Source organism: Nitratireductor sp. ATLC21 (assembly GCF_057196525.1).
Genome location: NZ_JBXUOU010000002.1, coordinates 53,270 through 79,881 on the forward strand (window position 1 = coordinate 53,270; position 26,612 = coordinate 79,881).

24 protein-coding genes and 1 riboswitch are annotated in these 26,612 nt (G+C 60.7%); of the genes, 16 read left to right on the plus strand and 8 right to left on the minus strand.

Translation table 11 applies throughout. The features are described 5' to 3' along the window. Positions 1–7: 7 nt before the first annotated feature. The 7 genes from AC2CHD_RS07960 to AC2CHD_RS07990 form a co-directional block, all read right to left on the minus strand. On the minus strand, positions 8–1,393 hold the full coding sequence (locus AC2CHD_RS07960; RefSeq protein ID WP_484553286.1) for an FAD/NAD(P)-dependent oxidoreductase: 1,386 nt from the start codon (positions 1,391–1,393) through the stop codon (positions 8–10). Continuing rightward, on the minus strand, positions 1,390–1,689 hold the full coding sequence (locus tag AC2CHD_RS07965) for a (2Fe-2S)-binding protein (RefSeq protein ID WP_478363692.1): 300 nt from the start codon (positions 1,687–1,689) through the stop codon (positions 1,390–1,392). Before AC2CHD_RS07965 ends, AC2CHD_RS07960 begins: the two co-directional genes overlap by 4 nt. Beyond that, a complete protein-coding gene (locus tag AC2CHD_RS07970; RefSeq protein WP_229450120.1) occupies positions 1,673–2,779 on the minus strand; it encodes an NAD(P)/FAD-dependent oxidoreductase in 1,107 nt (368 codons plus the stop codon). Before AC2CHD_RS07970 ends, AC2CHD_RS07965 begins: the two co-directional genes overlap by 17 nt. Then, positions 2,776–3,576, minus strand: coding sequence for an ABC transporter permease (locus AC2CHD_RS07975; protein ID WP_229450121.1), 801 nt, complete (start codon positions 3,574–3,576; stop codon positions 2,776–2,778). Before AC2CHD_RS07975 ends, AC2CHD_RS07970 begins: the two co-directional genes overlap by 4 nt. Further along, positions 3,573–4,433 carry an ABC transporter permease gene (locus tag AC2CHD_RS07980; RefSeq protein WP_484553287.1) on the minus strand — a complete coding sequence of 287 codons (861 nt, stop codon included), beginning with the start codon at positions 4,431–4,433 and terminating at the stop codon, positions 3,573–3,575. The genes AC2CHD_RS07975 and AC2CHD_RS07980 overlap by 4 nt, the downstream gene beginning before the upstream one ends. Next, a complete protein-coding gene (locus AC2CHD_RS07985) occupies positions 4,430–5,488 on the minus strand; it encodes an ABC transporter ATP-binding protein (RefSeq protein ID WP_484553288.1) in 1,059 nt (352 codons plus the stop codon). The genes AC2CHD_RS07980 and AC2CHD_RS07985 overlap by 4 nt, the downstream gene beginning before the upstream one ends. 148 nt (positions 5,489–5,636) lie before the next feature. Further along, a complete protein-coding gene (locus AC2CHD_RS07990) occupies positions 5,637–6,686 on the minus strand; it encodes an ABC transporter substrate-binding protein (protein ID WP_229450124.1) in 1,050 nt (349 codons plus the stop codon). Positions 6,687–6,795: 109 nt separating this feature from the next. Between AC2CHD_RS07990 and AC2CHD_RS07995 the strand changes: the two genes are divergently transcribed. Together AC2CHD_RS07995 and AC2CHD_RS08000 are read left to right on the plus strand one after the other, a co-directional pair. Continuing rightward, positions 6,796–7,725: a LysR substrate-binding domain-containing protein gene (locus tag AC2CHD_RS07995; RefSeq protein WP_255664021.1), complete on the plus strand. Its 930-nt coding sequence runs from the start codon at positions 6,796–6,798 to the stop codon at positions 7,723–7,725. 63 nt (positions 7,726–7,788) lie between these two features. Continuing rightward, complete coding sequence (locus AC2CHD_RS08000) at positions 7,789–8,892, plus strand: LacI family DNA-binding transcriptional regulator (RefSeq protein ID WP_229450126.1); 1,104 nt, start codon at positions 7,789–7,791, stop codon at positions 8,890–8,892. Here the strand turns inward: AC2CHD_RS08000 and AC2CHD_RS08005 are convergent. Further along, positions 8,864–9,727: a PfkB family carbohydrate kinase gene (locus AC2CHD_RS08005; RefSeq protein ID WP_484553289.1), complete on the minus strand. Its 864-nt coding sequence runs from the start codon at positions 9,725–9,727 to the stop codon at positions 8,864–8,866. The two genes, AC2CHD_RS08000 and AC2CHD_RS08005, sit on opposite strands and share 29 nt — an antisense overlap. Before the next feature lie 100 nt (positions 9,728–9,827). On the opposite strand from AC2CHD_RS08005, the gene AC2CHD_RS08010 reads away from it, so the two are divergent. The 14 genes from AC2CHD_RS08010 (at position 9,828) to AC2CHD_RS08075 (ending at position 26,608) form a co-directional block, all read left to right on the plus strand. Continuing rightward, the gene (locus tag AC2CHD_RS08010) at positions 9,828–10,829 is read left to right on the plus strand and encodes an SIS domain-containing protein (protein WP_484553290.1); all 1,002 of its coding nucleotides are present in this window, start codon (positions 9,828–9,830) and stop codon (positions 10,827–10,829) included. 114 nt (positions 10,830–10,943) lie between these two features. After that, complete coding sequence (gene dctP / locus AC2CHD_RS08015) at positions 10,944–11,942, plus strand: TRAP transporter substrate-binding protein DctP (protein WP_484553291.1); 999 nt, start codon at positions 10,944–10,946, stop codon at positions 11,940–11,942. Between the two features lie 166 nt (positions 11,943–12,108). Beyond that, the gene (locus tag AC2CHD_RS08020; RefSeq protein WP_229450130.1) at positions 12,109–12,582 is read left to right on the plus strand and encodes a TRAP transporter small permease; all 474 of its coding nucleotides are present in this window, start codon (positions 12,109–12,111) and stop codon (positions 12,580–12,582) included. After that, a complete protein-coding gene (locus tag AC2CHD_RS08025; RefSeq protein WP_484553292.1) occupies positions 12,579–13,853 on the plus strand; it encodes a TRAP transporter large permease in 1,275 nt (424 codons plus the stop codon). The genes AC2CHD_RS08020 and AC2CHD_RS08025 overlap by 4 nt, the downstream gene beginning before the upstream one ends. Before the next feature lie 8 nt (positions 13,854–13,861). Continuing rightward, a complete protein-coding gene (locus AC2CHD_RS08030; protein WP_484553293.1) occupies positions 13,862–14,797 on the plus strand; it encodes an ornithine cyclodeaminase family protein in 936 nt (311 codons plus the stop codon). Between the two features lie 110 nt (positions 14,798–14,907). After that, a riboswitch (cobalamin riboswitch) is annotated at positions 14,908–15,104 on the plus strand. Between the two features lie 158 nt (positions 15,105–15,262). After that, positions 15,263–16,321, plus strand: coding sequence for an LLM class flavin-dependent oxidoreductase (locus AC2CHD_RS08035; RefSeq protein ID WP_484553294.1), 1,059 nt, complete (start codon positions 15,263–15,265; stop codon positions 16,319–16,321). Then, positions 16,318–17,307, plus strand: a complete 990-nt coding sequence (locus AC2CHD_RS08040; protein ID WP_484553295.1) for an ABC transporter substrate-binding protein — start codon at positions 16,318–16,320, stop codon at positions 17,305–17,307. The genes AC2CHD_RS08035 and AC2CHD_RS08040 overlap by 4 nt, the downstream gene beginning before the upstream one ends. A 21-nt stretch (positions 17,308–17,328) precedes the next feature. Next, entirely contained in the window at positions 17,329–18,498 is a 1,170-nt protein-coding gene (locus AC2CHD_RS08045) for a FecCD family ABC transporter permease (RefSeq protein ID WP_484553296.1), read from the plus strand. After that, entirely contained in the window at positions 18,495–19,286 is a 792-nt protein-coding gene (locus tag AC2CHD_RS08050; protein WP_229450136.1) for an ABC transporter ATP-binding protein, read from the plus strand. The genes AC2CHD_RS08045 and AC2CHD_RS08050 overlap by 4 nt, the downstream gene beginning before the upstream one ends. 191 nt (positions 19,287–19,477) lie before the next feature. Then, positions 19,478–20,797 carry an O-antigen ligase family protein gene (locus tag AC2CHD_RS08055; RefSeq protein ID WP_484553297.1) on the plus strand — a complete coding sequence of 440 codons (1,320 nt, stop codon included), beginning with the start codon at positions 19,478–19,480 and terminating at the stop codon, positions 20,795–20,797. A gap of 169 nt (positions 20,798–20,966) precedes the next feature. Then, the gene (locus AC2CHD_RS08060) at positions 20,967–21,539 is read left to right on the plus strand and encodes a GbsR/MarR family transcriptional regulator (RefSeq protein WP_065817386.1); all 573 of its coding nucleotides are present in this window, start codon (positions 20,967–20,969) and stop codon (positions 21,537–21,539) included. A 62-nt stretch (positions 21,540–21,601) separates the two neighbouring features. Continuing rightward, entirely contained in the window at positions 21,602–23,296 is a 1,695-nt protein-coding gene (gene cydD / locus AC2CHD_RS08065; protein ID WP_484554209.1) for a thiol reductant ABC exporter subunit CydD, read from the plus strand. Then, positions 23,293–24,984 (plus strand): thiol reductant ABC exporter subunit CydC, encoded by a 1,692-nt coding sequence (cydC, locus tag AC2CHD_RS08070; RefSeq protein ID WP_484553298.1) that lies wholly within the window; start codon positions 23,293–23,295, stop codon positions 24,982–24,984. Before cydD ends, cydC begins: the two co-directional genes overlap by 4 nt. Before the next feature lie 46 nt (positions 24,985–25,030). After that, complete coding sequence (locus AC2CHD_RS08075) at positions 25,031–26,608, plus strand: cytochrome ubiquinol oxidase subunit I (RefSeq protein ID WP_484553299.1); 1,578 nt, start codon at positions 25,031–25,033, stop codon at positions 26,606–26,608. Positions 26,609–26,612 lie beyond the last annotated feature (4 nt).

The window sequence follows — 26,612 nt, forward strand, 5'->3', positions numbered from 1 at the left end:
TGCTGCCTCAGAGTGGCTCGTCACGCGTCGGTTCGCGTTCGAGCTGAGCCAGTTCGGAAAGGAGAAGTGGTTTCAGCGGTGGGCGCAGGCGATAATATCCGATGGACTGCGGGTTCTCCTTCCGCCTTTCCGCTATGATGGAGCTGACCGCGAGCCCGCACATCCGACCCTGACAAGGTCCCATGCCGCTTCTCAGGAAGGATTTGATCTGGTTGGGGCCGGGCGCTCCGAGATCGACTGCTTCGCGGATGGCCCCGGCGGTCACTTCCTCGCAACGGCACACGAGAACGTCGTCTTGAGGCACCATGACTTCGTCAGACGGCGCATAGAGCGTCTCCAGAAACGGCCTGATGGCTTCGTCGCGGCTGAGCTTTTTCTGCAGAGCCCGGATTTGGGTGCCTTTGTCGTCCCCCAGCTTCTGCGCTACACGAAGGGCGACAATCCTGCCTCGGATTTCTGCGGAGTTCGCCCCGGCTATTCCGGCTCCGTCGCCTGCGACGAAGACGTTCTCCACGCTGCTTTCGAAAAACGCGTCCAGTTTTGGAATGAAACAGCGCTGGCTCTCACTCCATACATGGTCGCAGCCAAGCAGACGCGTTGCCTGCTGATTGGGGACGACACCCTGGTGCAGCGCGACGCTGGTTGTCTCAATACGGTGTGCCCTGCCGTGGGTGGAAAAACACACTGCCTCGGTGCGTTGGGCGCCTTCTATGCGAATATCTCGGGCGCCGGTGTAATGCGGCACGCCAGCGCGCCGGATTTGCCGCATCATAGCCATGCCCTTGCGCAAGTAAGAGAGCGCCGAGAGCGCACGCGGAAGATGCCGGGCAGCCTTGAGGTAGCGGCTTCTGTCGATGGTTTCGATGATGGCCTTCGGTGGCCCGCCCGCCTCGATCATCTGTTGTGCAAGCAGGTAGAGCAGAGGCCCGCTTCCGACGAGCACGACATCGTCGCCCACACCGCCATGAGCCTTGAGGAGGATCTGCAACGCACCTGCTGTCGTAACGCCCGGGAGGGTCCACCCGGGCATTGGCGTGGGGCGTTCCACCGCGCCCGTTGCAATGAGGAGATGCCGCGTTGAAATCTGGGAAGAGCCGCCATTACGCGAATAATCGATGCTGAGATCGGGGTTTATGTTCCAGACAGTGGCTTCAGGAATGTAAGTGGCGTTGGAGGCGCGAAACGCCTGAGCGATCGACAAGCCTTTCCCGTAATCCGGGCCCAGCAATTTCCGACGTTCCTCCGGCACGGTTTCAATCGCGCGGTAGATTTGGCCGCCGGGAGCGGGCTGTTCGTCAAGCAGGATGACGGAAAGACCGGCATTTGCGGCTTCCGTCGCAGCCGCCATTCCCGCCGGGCCGGCACCGATAATGGCAAGGTCACACGCATTCATTCGATTTCAACTCCAATGGCACCTTTCTGGCGGCGGACTGACATGCCTTCGCGCACGGCCACCATGCAGGCCTGGCGGTTCGGAACCCCGTCAATCTCGACGAGGCATTCAAAGCACACGCCCATCAGACAGAAGGGGCCGCGCTGGCTTTGGGAAACCGGCGTGTCGCGGAAGTGGGTTTCACCTGCAAGCATCAGCGCGGAGGCGACGGTGTCCCCGGCGGCTGCATCGATGGAACGGCCTTCGAAGGTGAAGGAGACCTTTCCGTTTTTGGGGGCGTTAATGCGCTTGAACATTCAGTCTCTCTGTAGAAAAGGCAGACATGGGTTCTTCCAGCCGACCGCGAGCGATCATGGGGGCGAGCGTGCGTGCGTGCGCACCCGCCAGCGTGACGCCGGAGTGGCAATTCACCGAGAAAACGCCTGGATGGCTGTCGGATTGTTGGTAGATGGGAAAGCCATCCGGGCTCATGACGCGTAGCGCCGCCCACGAGCGCACAAGCCGCAAATCCTTCAGAAAGGGGAAGGAGCGGATTGCCCGGGTCGCGATATCCGCCATGATGCCGGTGCGCGAGGTCAGGTCAAAACCCGCATCCTCGTGGCTGTCGCCGAGAAGGAACGAGCCCTCGTCAGTCTGCCGGATGAACACAGTCGGCATGGAGAATTTCATCTCCGTGCGCTCGGTGACCAGGATCTGCCCTTTCTGAGGAAAAACCGGAACCTCCAGGCCGACGAGAGGGCCAAGTTTGCGGTTTCCAAGGCCTGCAGCCAAGACAACCTTGGCTCCTTTGAAGGAGCCCGCCGCGGTGGTTACGCGGTAACCGGAGCCATCTTTTTCAATGTTCTCGACGCGTGCCTCGTTTCGATAGGCCCCGCCGAAACGCGTGATGCTTTCGTGCAGTGCTCTCAAAAGGTAGAGCGGACTTGCATGTCCATCATGGGGTGACCAGCTTGCGCCCACGACCTCCGGGCCGATGCCGGGCAGCATCTTTATCAGCTCGTCACGCTTGATCATCACTGCCCCGTAATCGGAGCCGTGGACATTGTGCATGCGCTTGATGAGAGCGGATTGCCGCTCCCAGGCTTCCTCTGAGAGGCAGAGATGAACACCACCGGCCTTGTGATAGGCGGTGTCGACGCCGGTCTGTTCCTGAAGCTCCTCGGAAAAATCAGGCCACACGTCCGCCGAATGCCGGCTCCACCGTGCGTATTCGGGCATGCCTTCGCCTTTGGACTGGACCCAGACAAGACCAAAATTCCCGCGCGAGGCCCGGAATGCCACATCGCCTTCGTCCAGAACCAGAACCTTTTCGCCAAGCCTGCCAAGCCCGTGGGCCACGGCTGCGCCGACCAGGCCACCACCGACAACGATTGTGTCGTAGTTCATCGCGCTTCTCCTCCGATCAGCAGCCTGTCCAGTCCGTAGAGCTTGTTGACTGCGAGCATCAGCAACACCGTCAATAGGATCACCATTGTTGATATCGAGGCGATCAGTGGATCAGTCGTCTGGGTGATGTGCGAGAAGAGTCGCACCGGGAGTGTGGTGGTTGACGGGTTCACGATGAACACCGTCACGGTGAGTTCGTCAAAGCTGGTTATGAAAGCCAGCACCCAGCCTCCCACCACGCCCGGCAGGATGAGCGGCAGTGTCACACGGCGAAACACTGTCCAGTGCGATGCACCGAGCGAGGTTGCGGCCATTTCAATGGATCGATCGACCCCCGTGACGGAGGCTAGCACCAGTCGCAGCACGAAGGGTGTAACGATCACGGCATGGCACAAAACGAGCCCCAAGAAAGTGCCGTTGATATCGAACAGGCTCAGAAAGCGCAGGAACGCGACACCAAGAACCACGGTCGGCACCGTGAGCGGCGACAGGAAAAGCGCCTGCAATGCGTCGCGCCCGCGGAAGCGCTCCCGCCCGATGGCGAGTGCCGCCGGCACGGCAAGAAGCGTCGACAATGTGGCTGATGCCAGTCCAAGCTCCAGGCTGATCCAGGCCGCGTCGATGAAATCGGGATTGTCGAGGATCGCCTTGAACCAGCGAAGCGAAATCGCGCTCGGGGGGAACTCCAGATAGCCGGTGGGCGTGAAGGAGACCCCGATCACCACGAGGAGCGGGCCCATCATGAACAGTGCGAAGAGGGCATTGAAACAGAGGGCCAGAAAGCCATTGCGATTCATTCGAAGACCCCCGAATAGCGGCGTTCCACCAATTTGTTCCAGGCGATCATGATGGTCAGGACCGACACCAGAAGCAGGATCGCGATAGCGGCACCCAACGGCCAGTTGAGCGTGTTCAAAAACTCGTCATAAACAGTTGTCGAGACCACCTTCACGCGCCGCCCACCCAGCACTGCCGGGGTGGCGAAGGCGCTGGCAGAAAGCGAAAACACGATAAGCGAACCGGACAGAACGCCAGGCATGGCCTGCGGCAGAACGATGCGCATGAAAATGGTGAATGGCCCCGCGCCAAGCGATTCCGCCGCCCGCTCGGTGGCCGGATCCTGGCGCTGAAGCGCGGCCCAGACTGCGAGGATCATGAACGGGATCATGACATGAACCAGGGCGACGACAATCCCGGTGGATGTGTACATCATGCGGATGGGTGAGGTGATAAGCCCGATGTCACGCAGGAATTCGTTGATAACCCCCTTGTTGCCCAGCAGGATCGCCCAGCCCAGCGTGCGCACCACAACGGATATGAGAAGAGGACCGAGCACGATGAGCAGCATGAATGAACGCCAGGCGGGTTTCATGCGGAAGAGAATATATGCCTCCGGTAGCCCGAGCACGGCGCAGATGGCCGTGGTGATGAAGGCAATCAGAAAGGTGCGGCCGAAGATCTCGTAGAAATAGGTGTCGCTCAGCACCTCGGCGTAGTTCTCCAGCCCGAACGTGTGCTCGATGCCTCCGTAGAAAGAGAAGCTGTTGAAGCTGAGCAGGAAAGTCATCGCCAGTGGCGTAACGAGCAAGGCCGCGAAGAGCGTCAGTGCCGGAGCACTGAGAAACCAGGGTGTCGCTTTGCCGGAAACCGTCATGATGCCTCTCCGCGTGGTAGGAGCCGCATGGCCTCCGGCTTCCAGGAAAGGTGAAGGCGTTCGCCTATGCCGGCCTCGCGTCGACCCAGATTGCGCTGCATGACAAGCAGTTTTCCGATGGGCGTATCGACCCGGAAAAGCCAGTGATCCCCCAGGAACACCCGCTCGACCACGTCGCCGGAAAGGGTGGCCTGGACCTCATCGGTCAACTCGATACGTTCGGGGCGAAGCGATAGCTCGACAGGCCCGTCCGGCAGATCAGTGTCGGGGCCTGGAAGGCGGACATCGTCAATGATGATGTCTATCTTCTTGCCCTTTCTCCGCAGAAAGGCCGGAAGGCTGTTTGTCTTGCCGAGAAATGTCGAGATGAATGACGTTGCCGGCTTCTCATAGACGTCGAACGGACTGTCTTCCTGAATGAGGCGTCCGCTTTGCATGACCGCGACCCGGTCGCTCAATGCCATGGCTTCCGATTGGTCGTGCGTGACGAGGAGAGTGGTGACCCCGGCCTCCTGTTGAATTCGGCGGAGTTCAAGCTGCATTTCCTCGCGCAGCTTCGCGTCGAGATTTGAGAGCGGCTCATCGAGTAGAAGGAGCTCCGGCTCGATCACAAGCGCGCGGGCGAGCGCCACACGTTGCCGTTGTCCACCACTCATATTACGCGGGAAGCGGTCTCCCAGGTGTGACAGGTGAACAAGGTCGAGCGCATCGGAAACGCGCCGCCGCCGCTCGTCGGCTGGCACATTGCGCATCTCCAGTCCGAAACCCACATTCTGTTCGACCGTCATGTGGGGGAAAAGTGCGTAGGTTTGAAACACGATGCCAAGCCCACGTTTCCGCGCCGGGACGGCGCCGAGATCACGGCCGTTCAGCATGATCTTGCCGGAGGTGGGTTGGGTAAAGCCTGCGATCATCTGCAGCGTGGTCGTCTTGCCGCATCCCGAAGGCCCTAAAAGCGAGACGAACTCTCCGCGCTCGATGCTCAGATTGAAGTCCTCGACGGCGACCACCGCATTGTAGCGCTTGTTTAATGCTTGAAGCTCAAGAAAAGCCATTGTCAGCCCGTGATTGAAAGCTGGTTGATCCATCATCGCCGCGCCCGCAGGGCAACGTCAGCCCCGGGGGCGAAGCCACCCGGTCTCCGCCAGATGGCGGCAGCGGTAACTTCGCCCGGAACGGGGATGACGATTTCCAGGGTTGCGATCAGCGTTCGATTTCGCGTGCCCAACGCTTGGTCCACTCTTCGCGGGCCGGGTTGATCGTGTCCCAGTCGACGGCAATCAGCTTGCCGATCTGCTCAGGCCCGTAAGGAAGCGAGGCAGCCAGCTCCTCCGGCAGCTCGGCATTCTTGTTGACCGGACCAGAGCCCATGGCATCGGCGAGGCGCACCTGGATTTCCGGTTCCAGCAGGAAGTCAACGAAGGCGTTGGCCAGATCGGACACATCGCTTTCGACCACTGGACATGCAGCCAGCATAAGAGCGACAGCGCCCTCCTTGGGATAAGCGAACTTTGCCGGAAAGCCTGTGTCGGCAAGGGACTTTGTACGGCCCGAACCCCAGATCGAGAGGGCGATTTCCTCCGATTGGAAGAGCTCGGACATCTTGCCAGATGAAGGCTCGAACACCAGGATGTTGGGCGCGACCTTTTCCGCCATGGTGCTGAAGCCAGGGTCGATATTCTTTTCCCCGCCACCATTCAGGCGCGCCATCATCACAAGCGTGTGCAGGCCATATGTATTCGAGATCGGCGGGATGGACAGGATCTGGCTGTATTTTTCGTCCGCCAGGTCCATCCAGCTTGACGGCGGCTCCCAACCTTCGCGTTCAAACCACGCGGTGTTGTAGGTAAAGCCGGTGGCCACAAAGCCGATCCCGATCGAATTGGGCCCAAGCTTCGCGATGTCATAAATGTCATCGCCCGGTGTGGAAGATGTCATGGGCGCGCAGAAGCCGAGAGCGTCTGCCTGATACATCGGACCGTCGTCAAGAATGACAACATCCAGCTCCTGATTGCCCTTCTGCGCTTGGAGTCGTGCAAGGTTCTCCGTGGAATTTCCTGGCACGAACTGGATCTTGACCTCATGTCGGCTTTCGAATTCAGGGATGATGAGTTCCTTCATCAGTGTTTCGAAAGACCCTCCATACCCCCCGACGGTCAGCGTCTTCTCCTGCGCCAGTGCAGCCCCGGTGGCCAAGACCGAGCAACTCGCAGCCAGCATTCCATGCGCCAGCGATCGCCAAATCCTATTCATTGTCTTCCCCTTTGTTCTTGTGCGGTGGCGCGCCTATTCAAAGGAGACGGCATCTGAATTTCAAATCATATTATTTGCCCTCGGTATTCCAAAAGGTTATGTCATTGCGATGCGCAAAACCAATGTCCGACAAATCGAAGCCTTCAATGCTTTCATGACGAGTGGCTCTGTGACCAAAGCCGCAGAGGCGTTGCATGTCAGCCAGCCGGCTGTGAGCAAGCTATTGAAACTTTTCGAGGATTCTTGCGAGATAAGGCTGTTCAATCGTGAGACGGGCCGTCTTGTTCCCACACCCGAGGCACGTGTGCTCTACACGGAAACGGCCAAGCTGGAGGCGGGTGTGCTCCGGGTGCACAAGGCTGCGCGGGAGATTCGCGAGTTCGACCGGGGGCAGCTAACGATTGTCGGGTTCCCTGCCATCGGTCTTCAGCTCATACCGCGTGTTGTGGCCGACATGCTTGGTCGTGACACGGGGCTTAAAGTCACCCTCCTGACGCGCACTTCGCCCAGCATTGCGGATGTGATGCTCACGCGATCAGCGGATTTCGGCCTTTCGCTGGTGCCTGCCACCCACAGCATGCTTCACTGCGAACCCTTTGCGCAGTTGCCGATGATCTGTGCGCTTCCGGCAGACCATCACCTGGCCAGCAAGCAGGTGGTTTCACTGCGGGATCTTTGTGACGACCCGTTCATCGCGCTGGGGCGAAGCGACATGTCTTACCCGGCAATCTATGAAGCCTTCCACGCAATCGGGATCAGTCCACGTGAGGTTGCCGAGGTTCAAATGCTGGAAGCCGCCTGCGCCATGGTGAGTGCCGGTTTTGGTGTCTCGATCATCTCCAGTCTGGCCCTCGTTGCGCCCCAGGACCCCAGAGTCGTCTTCCGCCCGCTCGCCGAGCGCATTGAAACGTCCATCTGGCTGATCACGTCGCACGTGCATGAGTTGCCGCTCGTGGGACGCGAGGTGATCAACCGCATACGGGATGCGGTTTCCCGGATAGACATATCCCAAACGCTCATTCCAGCTTCCAGGAACTGATTGATGAAAGAGGTGGCTTGCCGGAGCGGCGGCTTTGCGAGATAGAGGGCCCGGAGGGTCGCTGTGACACAGGATAAAAGCCGCAAGGTTACGATCGCGGAGGTTGCCAGACTGGCAGGGGTGGGCACGGCCACCGCCGGCCGGGTTCTGGGCGGCTATGGCTACAGCAGCGAGGATGTGCGCAATCGCGTTCAGGAAAGCGCGCGCAAGCTCGGCTATCGACCCAACCAGCTTGCGCGCAGCCTGATCACCGGCGTGACCAAGACGATCGGTGTCGTTGCCGGGGATATCCAAAGCCCGTTCTATTCCAGCGTTCTCCGTGGGATCTACGATGTTTCGCGTGCCGAGGGCTTCGGCATTCTGCTGACCGGCAGCGATGAAGACCCCCAGAAGGAGATTGAGGCCGTAGAGCTGCTCATCCAGAAGCAGGTGGATGGTCTGATTGTTGCCCCGGCTCAATTGTCAGGCGCGAAACACCTTCAGGCTTTTGTCGCCACAGGGAAGCCCCTGGTCCAGATCGACCGTATTGTCGAAGGATTGGACACCGATGCTGTGACTGTCGACAATGTGTCGGCGTCCAGACGCTGCACGGCTGAGCTTATTGCGGCCGGCCACCGGCGCATCGGTATCGTGGCCGAACTCGAATGGTGGCAGGGCGGGAATCTCGAGGATTTTATCGCCGGCGTCTTGGCGGGCACGGTCTTGCCGGATCATCTGTTTCCCAGTTGGCAACGCCTGCTTGGCTATCTGCAGGCGCATCTGGAGGCCGGAGTATCCGTCGATCCTGCACTTGTGGCACGTGTCGGCACCTATTCGGTCGACGCTGCCACTGAAGCCATAGCATCCTGTTTCCGAAACACTGCCCCCCCCACCGCGTTCTTCTCCACCGATGGCCTGATGTCTGCTGCGCTGATGGGCGTATTGAAGGAAAAGCGGCTTTCGATTCCGGAAGACATCTCACTGGTGTGCTTCGACGACCTCGACTGGATGCAATTCCACGAGCCGACGATCAGCGCCGTTGTGCAGCCGACAAGAGAGGTCGGCGAAAGAGCCGCGCGGCTGGTGCTCGACCGTATCGTCGATGGCGCGCGGTCGCCATCCCGTTCTGTGTTGAAGGCCGACCTGATTCGGAGGGAGTCTATTCAGCCGCCGGCGAGCTCTGGTTGAGCGTGGCTCGCGCCATCTCGAGCTGTACCGGGAGATCGATGGGCACCCCATAGCCGACGGCCCCATAGTAGGAGCAGGTTTTGGCAGCCGCCTCGGCAGCGGCCGACAGCGTGTCGCCTGGCTTTTCCTTCGTCATGAGACCGACCAGGGTTCGGGCGATGAAAGTGTCGCCGGCGCCAAGCGTGTCCACCGCCTCAACTGAAACAGCTTGCATGTCGTATTGCGTGTCGCCGTCAAGGAGAACGGCGCCATCGCGCCCTCGGGTTGCCAGCACCCATTGCGCGCCTGCATTTCTTATCGTTCGGGCAAGCTCCACCGCATCCTTCTGTGAGAGATGGCTGGTGGAAACGGAAGCCAACAGGCACAACGGAGCGACTTGAGCGATATGGTCCGCTTCGTGACGAACGGCAAAATCATAGGAAAGAGCTGTTCGCTGAGCGATTTCCGGAAGCCATTGGTCAAGCGCGCTGCTTTGGCCCACATGGGCAACGTCAAATCCTGACAGGAAATCGAAATCGTCCATATCGGGGATGAAGCGCGAGACGCCGAAATCATTGTTGAGGAACACCCTGTCCCCGTCCACATGGCCGATGACACAATAGGCCGTGATACCTTCGACAGTGCGCAGTCGTTCTATGCCCACGCCCTCCTGCAGCAGAACATCGCGCATATGCCTCCCCGCCGCGTCGTCGGCCATAGCGCCGACATAGGCGCTATCGGCACCGAAGCGGCGGGCAAAGACGGATACATTGTAGCAATTTCCTCCCGGATACATCAGCCCGTTGGACAGGTAGCAGTCGACATCATTGTCTCCGATCGCCGCGATTCGAACCATTTTTCTCTATTCCGATTGACAAGATGTGAGAACGTTCCCACAATGGCCCCATGGTGTCAACAAGGTCTCCGGTAAGGGGAGGCTGTACAGAGGAATTGGTATGAAGCGTGAATTGAGCCCGGATGTGCAGATGGCCCTGGAGGCGATCGGGCAACGCGAGATCACCCATGTGTTTCTGGTTGCTTGCGGTGGATCCCTGTCGATCATGCACCCGGGAAAATACTTTATCGATCGGCATTTCGAGACGATCACGTCCGATCTCTACAATGCGGATGAATTCATTTGCCGCCATCCCCGTCATCTGGGCGAGAAGGCGCTGGTGATCCTCTGCTCGCAGACGGGCACCACGCGGGAAACCGCGAACGCTGCCAGGTTTGCGCGTGAGAACGGCGCTGTGACCGTGGCCATGACGCTCGATCCTCAATCCCCTTTGGCCGAGGCGGCAGACCATGTGTTGCGCTACGATGCGCCCTACACAACTGGTGTTCCGATCGACCCTGCAGACAGCAATTACGCTGTTCTCTACATGATTTTGGCGGGCCTTTTGCGCCAGCGGGAAGGGCGCGATGTTGTCTCCTCGCTTTTGTCCAGTCTCGGCAATCTGCAGTCGGCCATCGATCAGGCAAAGAGCGTCTATGAAGATCGCTTCGAAACCTATGCGGACCGGTTCAAGGACAGTTCGGTCATCTACACCGCGGCCAGTGGCGCCGGTTATGGGGCTGCCTACTCCTTCGCCATCTGCGTGTTGATGGAAATGCAGTGGATCAACTCGCAGGCCATTCACGCAAACGAGTTCTTTCACGGGCCTTTCGAGGTCGTCGATGAAAACACCAACGCCATTCTCCTTATTGGGATGGATGAGACGCGGCGCATCGAAGAGCGCACGCGCGATTTTCTCTACCGGTTCGGTGATCGCGAAAGGATCATGGTTCTGGATGCAGCCGAGCTCGATCTGAATGGGATCGACGCGGCGTTCCAGGGCTATCTCGTGCCACTGATCTTCTTCGATGCCCTTTGGGGGTTTGCCTACAAGCTCGCCCAGCGCCGCAATCACACCATGCTCGAAGCACGACGCTACATGAAGAAGATCCACGATTACTGAGGGGAAAATCTGAGCGCGGCGGCGGAAACATTGCCGCCGCGAACGCAGGGAGAAGGCGCCCATTGCATGAGACGGGCGCGCCAAAACGGAGGAGCAATCATGGGGAACAGAAACATGAACTTGATCAAACGTCGAACCATTCTGGGCAGCATGGCAGTTGGCGTGGCGATGGCGGTTTTACCTGCCGCTCATGCTGCGGAAGTCACCTTGCGCATTGCCTCGGTCAATCCGCCCACAGCGGATTCGGTTGTCATGGTGGAAAAGGTCGCCGAACGCATCACCGAGCGTACTGAAGGCCGCGTCGCCTTCCAGCTTTTTCCTTCGGGGCAGCTTGGCTCGACCAGTGATTCACTGGAGCAGGCAAGCCAGGGGCAACCCATAATCACCTTTACCTCGGCCTCCTTCATGGCCACTTTCGGCGTGCCGGAACTGTCCGTCGTTGAAGGCCCGTTCATCATTGACGACAGTGAACAGGGGGAGCGCCTCGCCAATTCGGACCTGATGCAGGGCTACTATGACCAGTTGGCTGAAAAGGCGGCAATCCGGGTTCTTGCGATCAACTGGTTTGATGGGCCCCGTCACATGATCGGTGATGCACCCTATGTGGAGCCGGCCGATTTGAAAGGTGTGCGGATGCGGGTGCCACCGGTGGAAACATGGCTGAAGACATTCGAACCCCTTGAGGTCATTGCGACGACGGTCGAGGCGGCGGAGGTCTACTCGGCTTTGTCGCAGGGCGTTGTGACAGCTGCCGAGGCGCCATTGACCGGCCTTCGTGCGAGCCGCTGGTATGAACCGGCAAAACACCTCACCTTGACCGGGCATTTCAACCTCTTCACCGGATGGGTGATGAGTGAGGCTGCCTATCAGTCCATCAGCGATGAGGACCGCGCGATTCTCGTGGAGGAGTTCCGTCAGGGCGGGCGCGAGTTGACAACTCTGTCGGAAGAGAAGGCCGCGGAGATCCGCAAGGAGTTTGAAGCCGCTGGCGTCACGTTCCACGATGCCGACATCGATGCCTACCGCAAAGCGACGGCTGGCTTCTACAATAGCTTTCCGCAATGGCCTGAAGGGCTCTACGACAAGGTCCGTGCCGCCGCTACCGAAAATTGACTTGAGGGTCGCTTGAGGGTCGGTGGTGTGTTGGGGCAATCCGTGATTGCCATCGACCCCAAGTGAACGGCGGCGGTGTTCTCAACAGCGGGACATCGTCGCCGATCACTTGACCTGACAACATAACAATGCGGGCGAGGGGATCCCGGGAGGAAAGGTGAGGGGAGTGCTGCACAGGTTCTTTTCCGTTGTTGGTTCGGTCATCCCGGCCATTCTGCTGGGCGTTGTTCTGCTGGTCGTAAGCGCCAATGTTCTCGCGCGCGGCTTGTTTGGCCTCACCTTTCACGCAGCGCATGATCTCGCGCTGGTGGCCTTTGCCGGTGTCGTGTGGTTCGGCGTCGTCGGGGCGGCCCTCAATGGCCAGCTCTTTGGGGTGAGCTTTTTCTCCAACCGCTTGCCACCCCGTTGGCGCCTTGCTGTGCAGTTGCTGGTCCACGTCATTGTCACCGTCATTGCACTCGCGGTGATCGATGCCGCACAGGCACAGATCGCCACGGCGCGCTTTACACGCTTTCTCGCTCTGGGTTGGCCAAAATGGATCGTCTCTGCAGGACTCCTGGCAGCCATGGCCGTGCTGATCCTCGTTCAGATCACACAGGCGTGGGAGCGTTTGAAGGCGGGTCCGGAGGATCGGCCTTGACCCTCATTGCGATTGTCTTCCTGCTGCTTCTTGTTCTCGGAACACCGATCGCCTTCGTTCTGCTGGGAACATCGGTCGCCTATTTCGCCGTGAACCCGATGATGGCAAGCATTGTGGCTCAACGCATGTCCTCGGCACTGGAATCCTTTCCGCTTCTGGCCGTCCCCTTCTTCGTGGTCGCAGGCGCAGCCATGGCCCGTGGCGGCATTGCCGAGCGCCTTTATGGTTTTGCCAATGCGCTGGTGGGGCATTGGTGGGGCGGTCTGGCGCAGGTGGCAGTGATGAACTCGCTGTTTCTGGGCGCAATGTCTGGATCGTCCAATGCCGACGCAGCCATCGATGCACGCACGATTGCTCCGATCATGCGCGACAAGGGGTATTCCAACGGTTTTGCCTCCGTCATCAGTGCGGCATCCGGTGCCATTGCGCCGATCATGCCGCCAAGCATTGGCCTCATCATCTACGGCTTGCTCACCAACACTTCGATCGGGCGGCTTTTCCTTGGTGGGGTCGTTCCGGCCTTCCTGATCACGGGCGCTTTGTTGCTGACGGTGCGACTGATTGCCAAGCGCCGCGGATACCGGCCGGAACGCGAGACGAGGGCACCCGCGACCGAAGTTTTCAGCCGTGGCCGTGCTGCCCTGTGGGCGCTCGCCATGCCTGTCATGCTCATCTTCGGTTTGCGAACTGGATGGTTCACACCCACGGAGCTGGGCGCGATCGCGGCCATCTATGCGTTCGCCGTCGGCCTCGTCATCTACCGGGGGATGGGCCTCGGAGATACTTATGCATTGCTTCGCGAATCCGCCCACACCACTGCCAGCGTTCTGTTCATCGTCGCCTCTGCAAGCGTGTTTTCGATGATCCTTGCCCTGGAGCAAATTCCCCAGCAGATCGTCGGTGCGCTATTGCTTGTCTCCGACAATCCGCATGTGGTCCTTCTGATCATCATGCTGGGGTTGCTTGCTCTTGGAACGGTTCTGGAAGGGTTGGCGCTGCTCGTCATTCTTGCGCCATTGCTTCTCGAGGTCACGCGCCTGCTCGGGATCGATCCCGTCCATTTCGGCGTGCTCCTCGTTTTGAACACAACCATCGGGTCGCTGACGCCGCCGGTTGGAACGGTTCTCTATACGGTTTGCGCCATCACCCGTTGTTCGGTGGAGGAATACACCCGCGAGGCCTTACCGTTCCTGGCGGCGCTTATCGCGGTTCTGCTTCTTCTGGCCTTCTTTCCGCCGCTGGTCACAGCCCTGCCCAACCTCCTGTTCTGAGACGTCTCATGCGATACATCGATGCTCAATCCGTGCACGAAACCCTCGACTACGCCTCCTTGATCGATGCGCTCGAACAGGCGCACCGCGGCGTCATGCCGGAGACGGCAAACCTGATTGCGGACGAGCCGAACGGCGGTGCGAACAAATTCGTGACCCTTGTCGGCTGGCAGCAGAAGGATGTCATCGCAGTCAAGATGGTCGGGGTATTCCCTCAGAATCTGTCCCTCACGCCGCCACAAGCCTCGGTGCAGGGCCTCGTATGCGTGTTTGATGCCCGCACCGGTACCCCCCTTCTGGCCGCCGATGGCGAGGCCATGACCTTTCGCAAGACAGCCGCCGATTCCGCCCTGGGCGCTCGGCTTTTGGCAAGGCAGGATGTAGAAACGTTGCTGGTCGTCGGGGCGGGCGGGCTTGCGCCACATATGATCGAGGCCCACTGCACTGCCCGGCCCGGCATAAAGCGTGTCCTGATTTGGAATCGCACGCATGAGCGGGCGAAAGCGCTTGCCTTGTCGATTGAGGGCCCGACAAGCGCCGAGGCTGTCGACGACCTCGACGAAGCCGTCCGCCTGGCCGACGTCATCTCCTGCGTCACCATGGCGGAGGAACCGCTGGTGAAGGGGCGCTTGCTGAAACCGGGTGCCCATCTTGACCTCGTGGGCGCTTACCTTCCGCACATGCGCGAAACGGATGATGATGCCATGAAACGCGGCACGATCTTTGTCGACACGAGGCAGGGCATGGAGGGGGCGGGCGATCTGGCGCGTCCGGTCCGCGCCGGCGTGATTGGCTGGGATGACGTGCAGGCCGATTTCTTTGATCTCTGCGCCGGCCGGAAAACCGGACGACAATCACAAGAAGAAATTACCGTGTGCAAGAATGTCGGCGGGGCTCATCTGGATCTGTTTACCGCCCGGCTTCTTGCAGACCGCGCCGGCTGATTGACGCATCGTTTCTCTTTCGCAGAACCTGCTTGTCCCTGCTGACAATCCATGGCGGGATAACCGCTTCCCGATGGTTGAGCGTGTTGCGCTGCGCACGCTTCGCCGGTAGGGTCACTGGTGCATGCGGTTCCGCATTCTGCGGATGAAAAGGGAACCCGGTGCGATCTCCCTTGGGGATCAAATCCGGGGCTGCCCTCGCAACTGTAAGCGGCAAGTTCTTTCCAATGCCACTGGCGCAAGCCGGGAAGGCGGAGGGAACGTCCGAGCCGCAAGCCAGGAGACCTGCCTCATGCATTGACCATGAACGCCGGACGAGGTGCGCCGGCAGGAGGACCAGCATGCATGCAGGCACGGCCTTGCCGGCGACGAAATGGTGTTTCACGTTCGATTTGACTCGATATGTTATACCATTTCGGATAAATGATCCCCGATCTTGTGATTTTCTCTCTGGGGGTGCCTTGAATGCGCGTTGATCTGGCTGGGTTCGCCCGCGAAGGGACGCTGGGCGATCATGCCGCCCTGATGCGCCTCGTAGAGCGCGCCGACGCGCTGGGCTTTGGCGGTATCTGGTTTAATGAATTCCATTTCTCCCGCGACACGCTGCCCTATCCCTCCACGCTGCTGCTGGGGGCAGACATTCTGGCGCGGACCGAGCGCCTGCGGTTCGGCACGTCGATCCTCGTCCTGCCGCTCTATCACCCGCTTCTTCTGGCAGAACAGATCGCGCAGCTCGACTTTCAGAGCGGCGGTCGGATCGATGTGGGCATTGGACGAGGCACGGAACCTTCAACATTCAGCGCGCTGGAGATTGAGCGGGACGAAGCGCATCCGCGCTTTTGCGAAGCACTGAGAATCATGATTGAGGCATGGACAAAGCCACATTGCTCCGCCGATAGCGGTCCATGGACATTCTCCAATGTCGCAGTGGGGCCGCCTCCGGTTCAGAAGCCGCATCCACCCATCTATGTTGCTGGCGTCTCGGAAGAAACCGTCGACATCGCCGCGCGGCACGGCTTTCCGCTGCTTCTCAGCCTGGAGCCCAATGAGGCGCGGCAATTGCCCGTGCTTCATGCTGCGCTTGACCGGCATGGCGGGTCCCGCGCGGCCCTCAAAGCCTCCTCGCTTTCGCGATACCTGGTGATCGCACCGACGCGTGCTGAGGCCAACGACCGGGTCGACACACTCCTGGAGGTGCTGAACAGGCGCCGCGCCGAACGGGCACTGTCGCGCGGGCTCAAGCCGCCAAAGCCACGCAGCCGCACTGAAATGCTGGCCGATTTCACCATCGCGGGAACACCTGAAGACTGCCATTCACAACTGCAGGCGCTTTCCGCACGCACGGGATCGCAAAGCATACGCTGCCTTTTTAGCGCCAACGGCCTGATCGCCAACGATGTGGCGCTCCAGGGGATGGAGCTCTTCGCCAGAGAGGTTCTCCCGCATCTGGAAGGGCAGTTGCCCTCTTCATCTACATCAGACAACGCCGCCTATGAGCCGGCTTTCCAAGGAGATTTTTCATGAACCGTATTGCGGGTTTCCGCGCGCTTGCTGCCGCAGGCCTCTTCATCATTTCGGCCCCTGCACTCGCAGGCGAACCCGGTTTTCCTTATACGGACGAGAATTGCGGGGTCACCACAGTCTATGAAGCACCCCCGACGCGGGCCGTGACGCTCAGCAACAATGCCACGGAGTTGATGCTTGCCCTTGGTCTTGAGGAGCGCATGGCGGGCACCTCCTACATGGCAAACCTGAAGATCAGCCCGCAATATGAGGAAGCCTATAACCAGGTTCCGGTGCTGTCGCCGCTCGTCGCCACCACGGAGCAACTCATCGAGGTGGAGGCCGACTTTGTTTATGCCGGCTATCCTGACGGGTTCAGCGAGAGCCGTCATACGCGCGACCAGTTGCACGATCTGGGCATGAAAACACGGCTCAACACCGAAGGGTGCAATCTTGGAAAATTCGGTTTCGATGAGCTCTATGAAGAGATCCGATCCGTGGCGGCCATATTCGGCGTTCGGGAGCGTGGCGAAGCGCTGATCACCGACATCGAGGAGCGGCTTTCCGCCGTGGAAGAGAAGCTTGCTGGCGTGAAGGCCTTGCCGGTGTTCATCTTCAATGGCGGCGAATCGGCGCCCCGTGCTGTTCTCGGAAACACCATGCTGTCGCACGTGGTGTCTAGGGCCGGTGGTGAAAACATCTTTGGCGACGTGGCAAATCGTTATGGGCAGGTCTCCTGGGAGCAGATTGCCGAGCGCGCGCCCGATTACATCGTGGTCTATTATTCCGGAACCGCTGGCGGGCAGGTGGTGGGAGATCCGGCCGGCGAACTGGGCAAGGGCCGGATCGAGACCCTGAAAGCCAACCCGACGGTGAAGGGTGTGCCGGGCATTGCCGGCGAGAGGTTCGTGACGATCGATTCCGTCTGGGGACAGCCGGGACCGAGCTCCATTGATGCGGTGGAGAAGCTGGCGCGTGCCTTCCACCCCGACCGCATGGGCGATTAACGGGCCGGGCGGAACCGAAACATGCACGCACCCGTCCCGAAGCAGAACGATCCGGACAGCCATGAAGCGCTGCTGGCAGTATTGCAGTCAGCGCCACCCACCCATGGGGTGAACATTCGGTCAATGAGCGTCGCACCCTCGGTGGTTGGCGGGGCTTCGAGCTACGCTCTGGTCATTCTCCTTATGGCGACGTTGCTTGCAAGTGTGGCCGTTGCCGGGTTGATGCTCGGTTCCGTGCCCATTCCCGGCGGGACGGCCGTTGCCATCCTTGCCAATCTCGCTCTCGGCGACACTCTGGTGGAGCCCTACTGGCGCGCCGTCCATGAGACAATCGTTGTCCAAACCCGCATGCCGCGCGTCGTGCTTGCGGCTCTGGTCGGCGCAAGCCTCGGTGTTACTGGAATGACCATCCAGTCAATCGTGCGCAATCCGCTGGCGGGCCCGAGCATTCTGGGTGTTTCGTCCGGTGCGGCAACGGGAGCGGTGGTGGTGATGCGTTGGGGGCTCTTGGGCTTCGGCGTGTTCACACTGCACATTTCGGCCTTTCTGGGCGGGCTTGTCACGCTCTTTGCTGTGTTCTGGGTGGCGCGAACGGGCGGACATATAACGCCGACCCGGCTTGTGCTGGCCGGTGTGGCGATGAGCGCGATCCTCAGTGCGCTTACAAGCCTGATCGTGCTTACATCACCCGATCCGCAGCTTGCCTCACGGGTGCTTTTCTGGACGCTGGGCGGGTTTGGCACGGCACAGTGGAAACTGATCCCCGTTCCACTTGCCGCACTGGCGATTGGGCTGGGCGTGATGCTGGTGCAGGCCCGACGGCTCAACCTCCTGATGGCGGGAGACGAGAGTGCGGTGGCGCTCGGCCTCAATGTCCAGCGCTTTCGCCAGACCATGTTCGTGCTCGCGGCAGCGCTTATCGGCATCACCGTCGCCGTGGCCGGGGTCATCGGTTTTGTCGGCCTCATCATGCCGCACATCGTGCGGTTTCTTGTCGGGGCGGATCATCGACGCGCATTGCCTGCGGTGGCACTGCTGGGCGCAAGCTTCACTATTGGTGCCGATCTCGTCGCCCGGACGGTGATCGCACCGCTGGAACTGCCTGTCGGGATCGTCACGGCGCTGGCGGGCGGTCCCTTCTTCATCTGGCTTCTGCGGCGCGATGCGCGTGGACTGGGCGGTTCACGATGAGTGTTCGGCCCGGCACACTCGATCTGCGGTCAGTCACCGTCAAAGCCGGCAGAAAAACTTTGGTGGACCGTGTCTCGATCCATGTTCGCGAAGGCGAGATGGTCGGCCTCATCGGACCGAATGGGGCGGGAAAATCGAGCCTGTTGCGGACCGCTTATCGCATCAACAAGCCCGCCTCAGGCACGGTCCATGTGAATGGGGAGGACGTCTGGCGCCAACCCACAGAATGGGTAGCGCGCAATGTGGGTGCCGTTCTTCAGGACATGCCGGCAGACTTTCCGTTAACGGTGCGCGATGTGGTGGCCATGGGGCGCTCGGCGCACAAGAAGCTCCTGGAGCCAGATACGGCCCATGACCACGCACTTCTTGCGGCGGCGATTGCGCTGATGGGGCTGGCTCCGTTTCAGGATCGCGCTTTCCGCACACTCTCCGGTGGCGAACGTCAGCGCGTTCTCGTTGCACGAGCCCTGGTGCAACAGCCGAGCATCCTGGTGCTTGATGAGCCGACGAACCATCTCGACATTCACCACCAGCTCCAGCTCCTGCATTTCTTGCGTGGGCTCCAAACCACTGTGGTGGCCGCGCTCCACGACCTCAACCTTGCCGCCATGTTCTGCGATCGTCTTTGTGTGCTCGATCAGGGCCATCTGGTGGCTGAGGGAACACCTGAATCTGTTCTCACATCGGATCTGCTTCGGCGCGTCTACCGCATCGAAGCGACCATCGCTCGGCATCCGGAGACGGGAAATGTCTGGGTCATGCCATCGGCAGCGCCGCCCATTGGATAGGTGCGAGGGGTTGGCCGGGTTTGGATTGGACGACCCAACTCCTGGTATAATTAACGCTGTCTTAAGCGCTGCCACGCTTTATGGAACAGGCGCAACAGGTTTCGCCTTTACAATGACGCACGAGCAAGACTTCCCTACCTTTCACGGCGCAGCGCGCATGGTTCGCCGCCCGACAGGATATGTGTGAAGCGATGAACAGCGTTGCAGAACAGCGTTGGCATGGATCGTCATCCCTGGCGCGTATGGTCGCGACAGGTCAGCCCTCAACTGTCATCGCAGCGGTGCTGCTCACGGTATTGATGGTTTCATTTCGGCCGTTTCAGCCTTCTGGTGCGCAACTCGCCGGGGACGGTGGTGACATCGTCAACCAGCTCGGTTTCGGTGCGCTGGGTGGGATCGCCGTGGTGTCACTTCTGATGCTGGTGGACCGACGGGTGCTTGTTTCGCTGCTCAGCCCCTGGTGGCTATTGCTTCTGGGGTTTGTGGGTCTTGCCACCCTCAACACTCCGGTGCCGAGTGACACGATCCGTACGGTCGCCTTCTCGATCATTGGAATTGTCACGGTAGCAGCGGTCCTGACACTGCCGCGCGATGCGGATGCGTTTTCGAGTGTTCTGGCATGTGCGGGTTTTGTGATCCTCGGCCTTTCCTACTTCGGTGTTATCGCTCTGCGCGACGTGGCCGTTCATCAGGCCTATGATCTGGAAGCACAACATGCCGGCCTTTGGCGGGGCGTCTTCACACACAAGAACATCGCCGGGCCAGTAATGGCTGGTTTGGCCTTTGCCGGCCTTTATCTTTGGCGACGCGGATGGCGCTGGTCTGGGGGCTTAATGGCTCTTCTGGCGATGGTCTTTGTCTTCCACACCGGGTCCAAAACAACCACCGCCACCGTTCCGTTGGCGGGGATGCTGATCGCGTTGCCTGGCATATTTGGTCTCCGGTTTCTGGTGCCGCTCCTCGTGGTCACTGCAGTCAGTGCGCTAGCGGTCGCCACCCTCGGCATCGTCTTTATCGGCCCGGTCAGGGAGCTGGCCGCGACACTTGCGCCTGACCTGACCTACACCGGACGAACACCGGTCTGGGATTTTGCCGGCGACATGATCGCCCAGAGGCCGATCTTTGGATACGGTTTCGACAATTTCTGGCTGACAGAGCTCGTTTTCACCTCAGACCAGCCGTTCGACCGACCTTGGGATATTCGCGGCATTGTGCATGGCCACAATGGCTATATCGATATTGCTCTCGGTATGGGGCTTCCCGCCCTTGCTGTAGCTGTTTGCGCACTTCTTCTCGTGCCGCTTCGCGATTACATGCGCACACCGCATTATCGCGAAAACATCTTTCTCGCCGACTTCTTCATGATGGTGGTGACGTTCAGCATGTTCAACGCATTCCTCGAAAGCTTCTTCTTCCGCCGGACGGACCCGGTGTGGATGTTCCTCGTTCTGGGCGTCTTGGGGATGCGGCTCGTGGCACGTTTCAAGGTACCCACGCGTTCAGCGCGCTGACGAGGTCTTTCACCTTTCCGGTATCGCGTCGCATTGCCGTTGCTCGCGTCGGATGCCAGACCTTGCCTGCTGCATAACGGCGCACCATTCCATCCACGCTTGTCAGAACACATGCGCGCTCGTACATGAATTTCAGTAATTTCTGAAATTCATGTCAGGACGGCACGTTATGAACCTCCCACCCCTCCTGCAATCCTTCGTGTTGCACTTTGGAGAAATGGGCAGCCGCTGGGGCATCAACCGCACGGTGGGGCAGATTTATGCGCTGCTTTATGCGTCTTCCAAGCCTCTCTGCGCGGATGACATTGTCGATGCGCTGTCCATTTCGCGGTCCAATGTCTCCATGAGCCTGCGCGAGCTTCAGGCTTGGAATCTCGTTATCCTGAAGCATATTCCCGATGACAGGAGGGATTATTTCACGACACCGGACGATGTCTGGCAGATTCTGCGGACGCTGGCTGAAGAGCGCAAGAAGCGCGAGGTCGATCCCACGCTGTCGGTCCTCCGCGAGCTTCTGATGCAGACACCCGGCAGCGAGGAAGAGCGCCACGCCCAGGCCCGCCTCGCCGAGATGCAGACCCTCATCGAGCAGTTGACGAAGTGGTATGACGATGTGAAGCATCTGGAAACGGAGCAACTGGCGACCTTGCTGAACCTCGGTGCAAAGGTAACAAGACTGCTCGACGCCAAGGACCGCATTGTCTCGCTCGGCCGCAAGCGCACGGAGCCGAAGACGTCATGACAACGCTCGACGCCGGCATTGGAAGACGCCCCCCGCGGGCAGCCGCGCGCACCGCTGCGGTGATGCTGCAGGCGCAGCCGGGCAAGATTGCGGAAACCTTGTCTGCGCGCGGTGGGGTCAGCAGAGCTGCAGTGTTTCTTCAAGGGGCTGCATCGCTGCTCTGGCTTCCGCAGGCGGGTCTTCTGGCGCTGGCGGTCGGCGGCATTGCCGCGGGTGGCGATGCTTCAGCAGCATGGCTGCCGGCCCTTGGCATTCTTGTTCTCGGCATCGCGCGTGCGGTGATGGATGGCGCGGGCAGTCGGCTGGCATTTCGTCAGGCGCGGAGCCAGTTGAGCGTGTTGCGCAACGAGGCGGTCGCGGCCCTTGCCGAAACCTCGCCGCTCGATGCTACGCGGCCGTCATCCGGGCTTGCCGCAAGCATCCTTGCCGAGCAGGCTGAGGCCATTGTGCCCTATTTGGCCCGCTTCCGTCCGGCGCGCTTCAAGGCGATGATCGTGCCCTTGGCGATCCTTGCCTGCGTTTTGGTGTTTTCGTGGGCGGCGGCGCTGGTGCTGCTGATTGCGGCACCGCTGATCCCGATCTTCATGGCTCTGGTCGGCTGGCGCGCCAAGCAGGCAAGCGAAGAGCAACTCGCCGAGATGGGCAGCATGAATGCCTTCCTCATGGACAGGCTGCGTGGACTGACAACGATCCGCAGTTTCGAAGCCGTGGATCGCACGGCAACGCAGCTGCGAGCCAGTGCCGAAGACCTTCGAAGCCGCACAATGGCCGTGTTGCGCATTGCGTTTCTTTCCTCCGCCGTGCTGGAACTCTTTGCTGCGCTCGGGGTCGCCATGGTTGCCGTCTATGTAGGCTTTCACCTGCTTGGTGAACTGAATTTCGGCGCATGGGGCGGCAGGCTCTCTCTGGCCGAGGGGCTGTTCATCCTGCTTCTGGCGCCGTCCTTCTTCGAGCCGCTGCGCGATCTCTCCGCTGTCTGGCATGACCGGGCATCGGGCGAGGCTGCTTTCGACGCGTTGAAGAAGCTGGCAGCGTCGGGGCGAAAGACCCTCGTCGCGTCTTCCGCGAAGGGCGGACGGGTCGGAGCTGGCGGGGCGCTGTCGCTGTCCGTCGAAGGGCTTGTCTTCCGCCACGTGGAAGGGGCCGCCCCGGTCTTTCACGATTTCGACCTTGAGGTGAAGCCCGGCGAGCGCATCGCGCTTGTTGCGCCGAGCGGCGAGGGAAAATCCACACTGCTTGCGCTCATTGCGGGACTGGTCGTGCCGGAGAGCGGGACCATTCGCATCGGCGGACTGGTCGTGGATAGCGCAAATGCCACACACCTGCGCGCCTCCATCGCCTGGATCGGGCAGGATCCGCACATCTTCCCCGGCACGATCAGGAGCAATGTAACAATGGGCCGCGCCGATGTGGATCCGGCGCGTGTTTCGGCGGCGCTCGAGGCGGTAAGCCTGTCGGAACTTGCGGCTCGGCGCGGGCCGGCGATGATCGGCGAAGGCGGCTTTGGCCTTTCCGGTGGCGAGGCACTCCGGTTGGCGCTGGCGCGCGCTAGCGCGACACCGCAGGCCGGTTTGGTTCTGGCCGATGAACCGACCGCTCATCTCGACCGTGAAACCGCGCGCGAGATCACCGAAAGCCTTTTGCGCGTTAGCAGCGGCAAGACGCTGGTCGTTGCCACGCATGATCCCGTGCTTGCCGCCCGCATGGATCGCGTCATCACACTGAACGCACCCGAAACGGCAGGAGCCAGGTCATGACCGGCAATCGCAATCTTCGCGCTGTCGCTTCGCTCTTCTGGTCCGGCAACCGCAGCAGGCTTCTGGCCGGCGCACTCCTCTCGCTCGCCACCGTTTTGTGCGGCATCGCGCTTCTTGGACTCTCGGGCTGGTTCATAACTGCCACGGCCATCGCCGGGCTTTCGCTGGCGACAGCCCTCGCCTTCGATGTGTTTGCACCATCCGCCGGCATTCGCTTCCTGGCGCTCGCCCGCACGGCATCGCGCTATGGCGAACGCATCGTCACCCATGATGCAACGCTGGAAGTGCTGGCCGAACTGCGCGAAAGGCTGTTTCGCTGCTCGGCGGTCGCAGGTGCCGCGCGCGCCATGGCAGCGCGGCCTGCCCGTTTACTTTTCCGGCTAACAAACGACATCGACGCGCTGGACTCGCTTTACCTGCGCGTGCTCGTGCCGCTGTTTTCGGCAGCCGGTGCGGCTGTCGTTGCCGGTCTGGCGCTTGGGTTCATCGACATCCGGCTTGGCGTCGCTTCTTCGCTGTTCCTCCTGGCAGTCGGGCTCGGTGTGCCCACGATCGCTGCGCGCCGCGCCCAAAAGCCGGCACGCCGCCGCGCGCACGCGCTTGAGGTGCTGCGTGCGCGCAGCATTGACCTTGTGCGCGGGCAAAGCGAACTCGCCATGGCCGGGCGGATCTCCGCCCAGCGTGAGGCAATTGCCAAGGCCGATCGGCACCTGGCCGAGGCCGACGATGCGATGAACAGGACGGAAACGGGCGTCAGCATCGCACTCGGCATCGCCGGCGCGGTGCTGATCGCCGCTATTCTGGTCGCCGGCGCGGAACTCGCGAGAGCCGGGCGCATCAGCGCACCCGTCGCCGCACTGGCGCTGCTCATCGGCCTGACCGCGACAGAACCGTTTGCTGCCCTGCGGCGTGGTGCTGTCGAGCTTGGTCGTACGCTCTCAGCCGTCCGCCGCGTCGGCCCACGGCTGAGAGCACAAGAAAATACGCCGGCAAACAATGAGCTGGAAGCCGCGCAGACGGCGGCATATCTGACGCATGTTACCGCGGCGCATCCGGGTGCAGCCTATCCGGCGCTTGCCGGTGTTTCGCTGCAGATCGAACAGGGTGAACGCATTGCGGTGATTGGTGCGAGCGGAGCCGGCAAGTCATCGCTGCTGGCGGCTCTCGCCGGCGAGATGACGCTTGTCGATGGCGCGGTCGCCAGCCTTCCCGCAATCCTGTTTACACAGCGCACGGAGCTGTTCAGCGACACGCTGCGCGGCAATCTCGCGCTGGCCAACCCAGGGGCCAGCGAAGACGAGATGCATGCCGCGCTGGAAGCGGCAGGCCTGTCACGTTTGCTGCAACGCTTGCCGAATGGGCTCGACACCATGCTGGGCGAGGGCGGTACGGGCCTTTCCACCGGGCAGGCCCGGAGGCTTGCGCTGGCCCGGCTGTTGCTGCGGGACGCGCCGGTCTGGTTGCTCGACGAGCCCACCGAGGGGCTGGACCGTGAAACCGCCAACGACGTGATCGCGCGGGTTGGACGATTTGAGGCCGGCAGGACGCTCGTGGTGTCGACACATATCCGCCGCGAGGCGGAAGGCGCTGACCGCATTCTGCGCATGGAACGGGGCCGCCTCCTCGCCGAGGCGCGTCGCGGCACCGCTGAATACCGTTTTCTGCTCGACGGTCTGAGACCGGAATGAGCGCTTCCCCCCGACGACCAAAGGAGCCGGACAGCCGGATGGTACAATGGAACTGAACATCGTCGATCTCTCGCGGTTGCAATTCGCGATCACCGCGCTCTACCACTTTCTGTTCGTCCCGCTGACCCTCGGACTGTCGGTGCTGGTCGCCATCATGGAGACGGTTTATGTGATGACGGGCCGCACCATCTGGCGGCAGATGACGAAATTCTGGGGCACGCTCTTCGGCATCAATTTCGTGCTCGGCGTCGCCACAGGCATCGTCATGGAGTTCCAGTTCGGCATGAACTGGAGTTATTACAGCCACTATGTCGGCGATATCTTCGGTGCACCTCTGGCCATTGAGGGCCTGATGGCCTTCTTTCTGGAGGCGACCTTTGTCGGCCTGTTCTTTTTCGGCTGGGACAAACTCTCCAAGCTTGGCCACCTTGCCTCGGCATGGGCGGTCGCCATCGGCTCCAATTTCTCGGCACTCTGGATCCTGATCGCAAACGGCTGGATGCAGAACCCCGTGGGTTCAGCCTTCAATCCCCAGACCATGCGCATGGAAGTCACGGATTTTTACGCCGTGCTCATGAACCCGGTGGCGCAGGCGAAGTTCGTTCACACCGTCTCGGCCGGTTATGTCACGGCCTCGGTTTTCGTTCTGGGCGTCTCCGCCTGGTATGTGCTCAAGGGCAGGCATCTGGAGCTTGCCAAGCGCTCAATGACTGTTGCTGCTTCTTTCGGTTTGGCTGCTGCTCTCTCGGTCGTGGTGCTGGGCGATGAAAGCGGCTATCTCGCCACCGAACATCAGAAGATGAAGCTCGCCGCCGTTGAGGCCATGTGGGAGACGGAGCCGGCGCCGGCTTCCTTCACGGCGTTCGGCTTCCCGGACCAGGAAGCACGCGAAACGCACTATGCCGTACACATCCCCTGGGTGATGGGCATCATCGCGACGCGCTCGCTTGATACGCAGATCCCGGGCATCGATGAGCTGGTCGAACACGCGGAAGAGCGCATCAGAAACGGCATCATCGCCTATGATGCCCTGCAGAAAATCCGCGCCGCCGGCAGCACGGATGCCATTCCCGATGATGTGAAAAATGCATTTGAAGAAAGCGGCGCGGACCTCGGATACGCGCTGCTTCTGAAGCCCTATCTCGACGATCCGCGTGAAGCGACGGACGCGCAGATAACCCAGGCGGCAAACGACACGGTTCCAAACGTGCCGACGCTGTTCTGGACCTTCCGCATCATGGTTGGTCTGGGCTTCTTCTTCATCCTGTTGATGGGAGTGTTCTTCTATCTGTCGGCGCGGCACAGGCTGGATCGCTATCCATTCCTCCTGCGCATCGCGGTCTTTGCCATCCCGCTTCCGTGGATCGCCGCCGAATGCGGCTGGATCGTCGCGGAGTTCGGGCGTCAGCCATGGATTATCGAGGGCGTTCTGCCCACGGCCGTGGCGGTATCGAACCTTGGCGCTTCCACGGTGCTGATGACGATCATCGGCTTCTCGCTGATCTACACCGTGCTCTTCATCGTCGAAATGACGCTGATGCTGCGCGCCATTCGCAAGGGGCCTGAACCAGACGAAGAGCCCGAGGCCGAGTTCGGCCCGCGTGCTTTCGTTCCGGCGGAGTAAGAAC

What these genes read in the sequence shown, in the direction of transcription:
- AC2CHD_RS07960 (WP_484553286.1), bottom strand. Translation starts at nt 1,393, where the DNA reads ATGAATGCGTGTGACCTTGCCATTATCGGTGCCGGCCCGGCGGGAATG.
- AC2CHD_RS07965 (WP_478363692.1), bottom strand. Translation starts at nt 1,689, where the DNA reads ATGTTCAAGCGCATTAACGCCCCCAAAAACGGAAAGGTCTCCTTCACC.
- AC2CHD_RS07970 (WP_229450120.1), bottom strand. Translation starts at nt 2,779, where the DNA reads ATGAACTACGACACAATCGTTGTCGGTGGTGGCCTGGTCGGCGCAGCC.
- AC2CHD_RS07975 (WP_229450121.1), bottom strand. Translation starts at nt 3,576, where the DNA reads ATGAATCGCAATGGCTTTCTGGCCCTCTGTTTCAATGCCCTCTTCGCA.
- AC2CHD_RS07980 (WP_484553287.1), bottom strand. Translation starts at nt 4,433, where the DNA reads ATGACGGTTTCCGGCAAAGCGACACCCTGGTTTCTCAGTGCTCCGGCA.
- AC2CHD_RS07985 (WP_484553288.1), bottom strand. Translation starts at nt 5,488, where the DNA reads ATGGCTTTTCTTGAGCTTCAAGCATTAAACAAGCGCTACAATGCGGTG.
- AC2CHD_RS07990 (WP_229450124.1), bottom strand. Translation starts at nt 6,686, where the DNA reads ATGAATAGGATTTGGCGATCGCTGGCGCATGGAATGCTGGCTGCGAGT.
- AC2CHD_RS07995 (WP_255664021.1), top strand. Translation starts at nt 6,796, where the DNA reads ATGCGCAAAACCAATGTCCGACAAATCGAAGCCTTCAATGCTTTCATG.
- AC2CHD_RS08005 (WP_484553289.1), bottom strand. Translation starts at nt 9,727, where the DNA reads ATGGTTCGAATCGCGGCGATCGGAGACAATGATGTCGACTGCTACCTG.
- AC2CHD_RS08010 (WP_484553290.1), top strand. Translation starts at nt 9,828, where the DNA reads ATGAAGCGTGAATTGAGCCCGGATGTGCAGATGGCCCTGGAGGCGATC.
- dctP (WP_484553291.1), top strand. Translation starts at nt 10,944, where the DNA reads ATGAACTTGATCAAACGTCGAACCATTCTGGGCAGCATGGCAGTTGGC.
- AC2CHD_RS08030 (WP_484553293.1), top strand. Translation starts at nt 13,862, where the DNA reads ATGCGATACATCGATGCTCAATCCGTGCACGAAACCCTCGACTACGCC.
- AC2CHD_RS08035 (WP_484553294.1), top strand. Translation starts at nt 15,263, where the DNA reads ATGCGCGTTGATCTGGCTGGGTTCGCCCGCGAAGGGACGCTGGGCGAT.
- AC2CHD_RS08040 (WP_484553295.1), top strand. Translation starts at nt 16,318, where the DNA reads ATGAACCGTATTGCGGGTTTCCGCGCGCTTGCTGCCGCAGGCCTCTTC.
- AC2CHD_RS08045 (WP_484553296.1), top strand. Translation starts at nt 17,329, where the DNA reads ATGCACGCACCCGTCCCGAAGCAGAACGATCCGGACAGCCATGAAGCG.
- AC2CHD_RS08050 (WP_229450136.1), top strand. Translation starts at nt 18,495, where the DNA reads ATGAGTGTTCGGCCCGGCACACTCGATCTGCGGTCAGTCACCGTCAAA.
- AC2CHD_RS08055 (WP_484553297.1), top strand. Translation starts at nt 19,478, where the DNA reads ATGAACAGCGTTGCAGAACAGCGTTGGCATGGATCGTCATCCCTGGCG.
- AC2CHD_RS08060 (WP_065817386.1), top strand. Translation starts at nt 20,967, where the DNA reads ATGAACCTCCCACCCCTCCTGCAATCCTTCGTGTTGCACTTTGGAGAA.
- cydD (WP_484554209.1), top strand. Translation starts at nt 21,602, where the DNA reads ATGCTGCAGGCGCAGCCGGGCAAGATTGCGGAAACCTTGTCTGCGCGC.
- cydC (WP_484553298.1), top strand. Translation starts at nt 23,293, where the DNA reads ATGACCGGCAATCGCAATCTTCGCGCTGTCGCTTCGCTCTTCTGGTCC.
- AC2CHD_RS08075 (WP_484553299.1), top strand. Translation starts at nt 25,031, where the DNA reads ATGGAACTGAACATCGTCGATCTCTCGCGGTTGCAATTCGCGATCACC.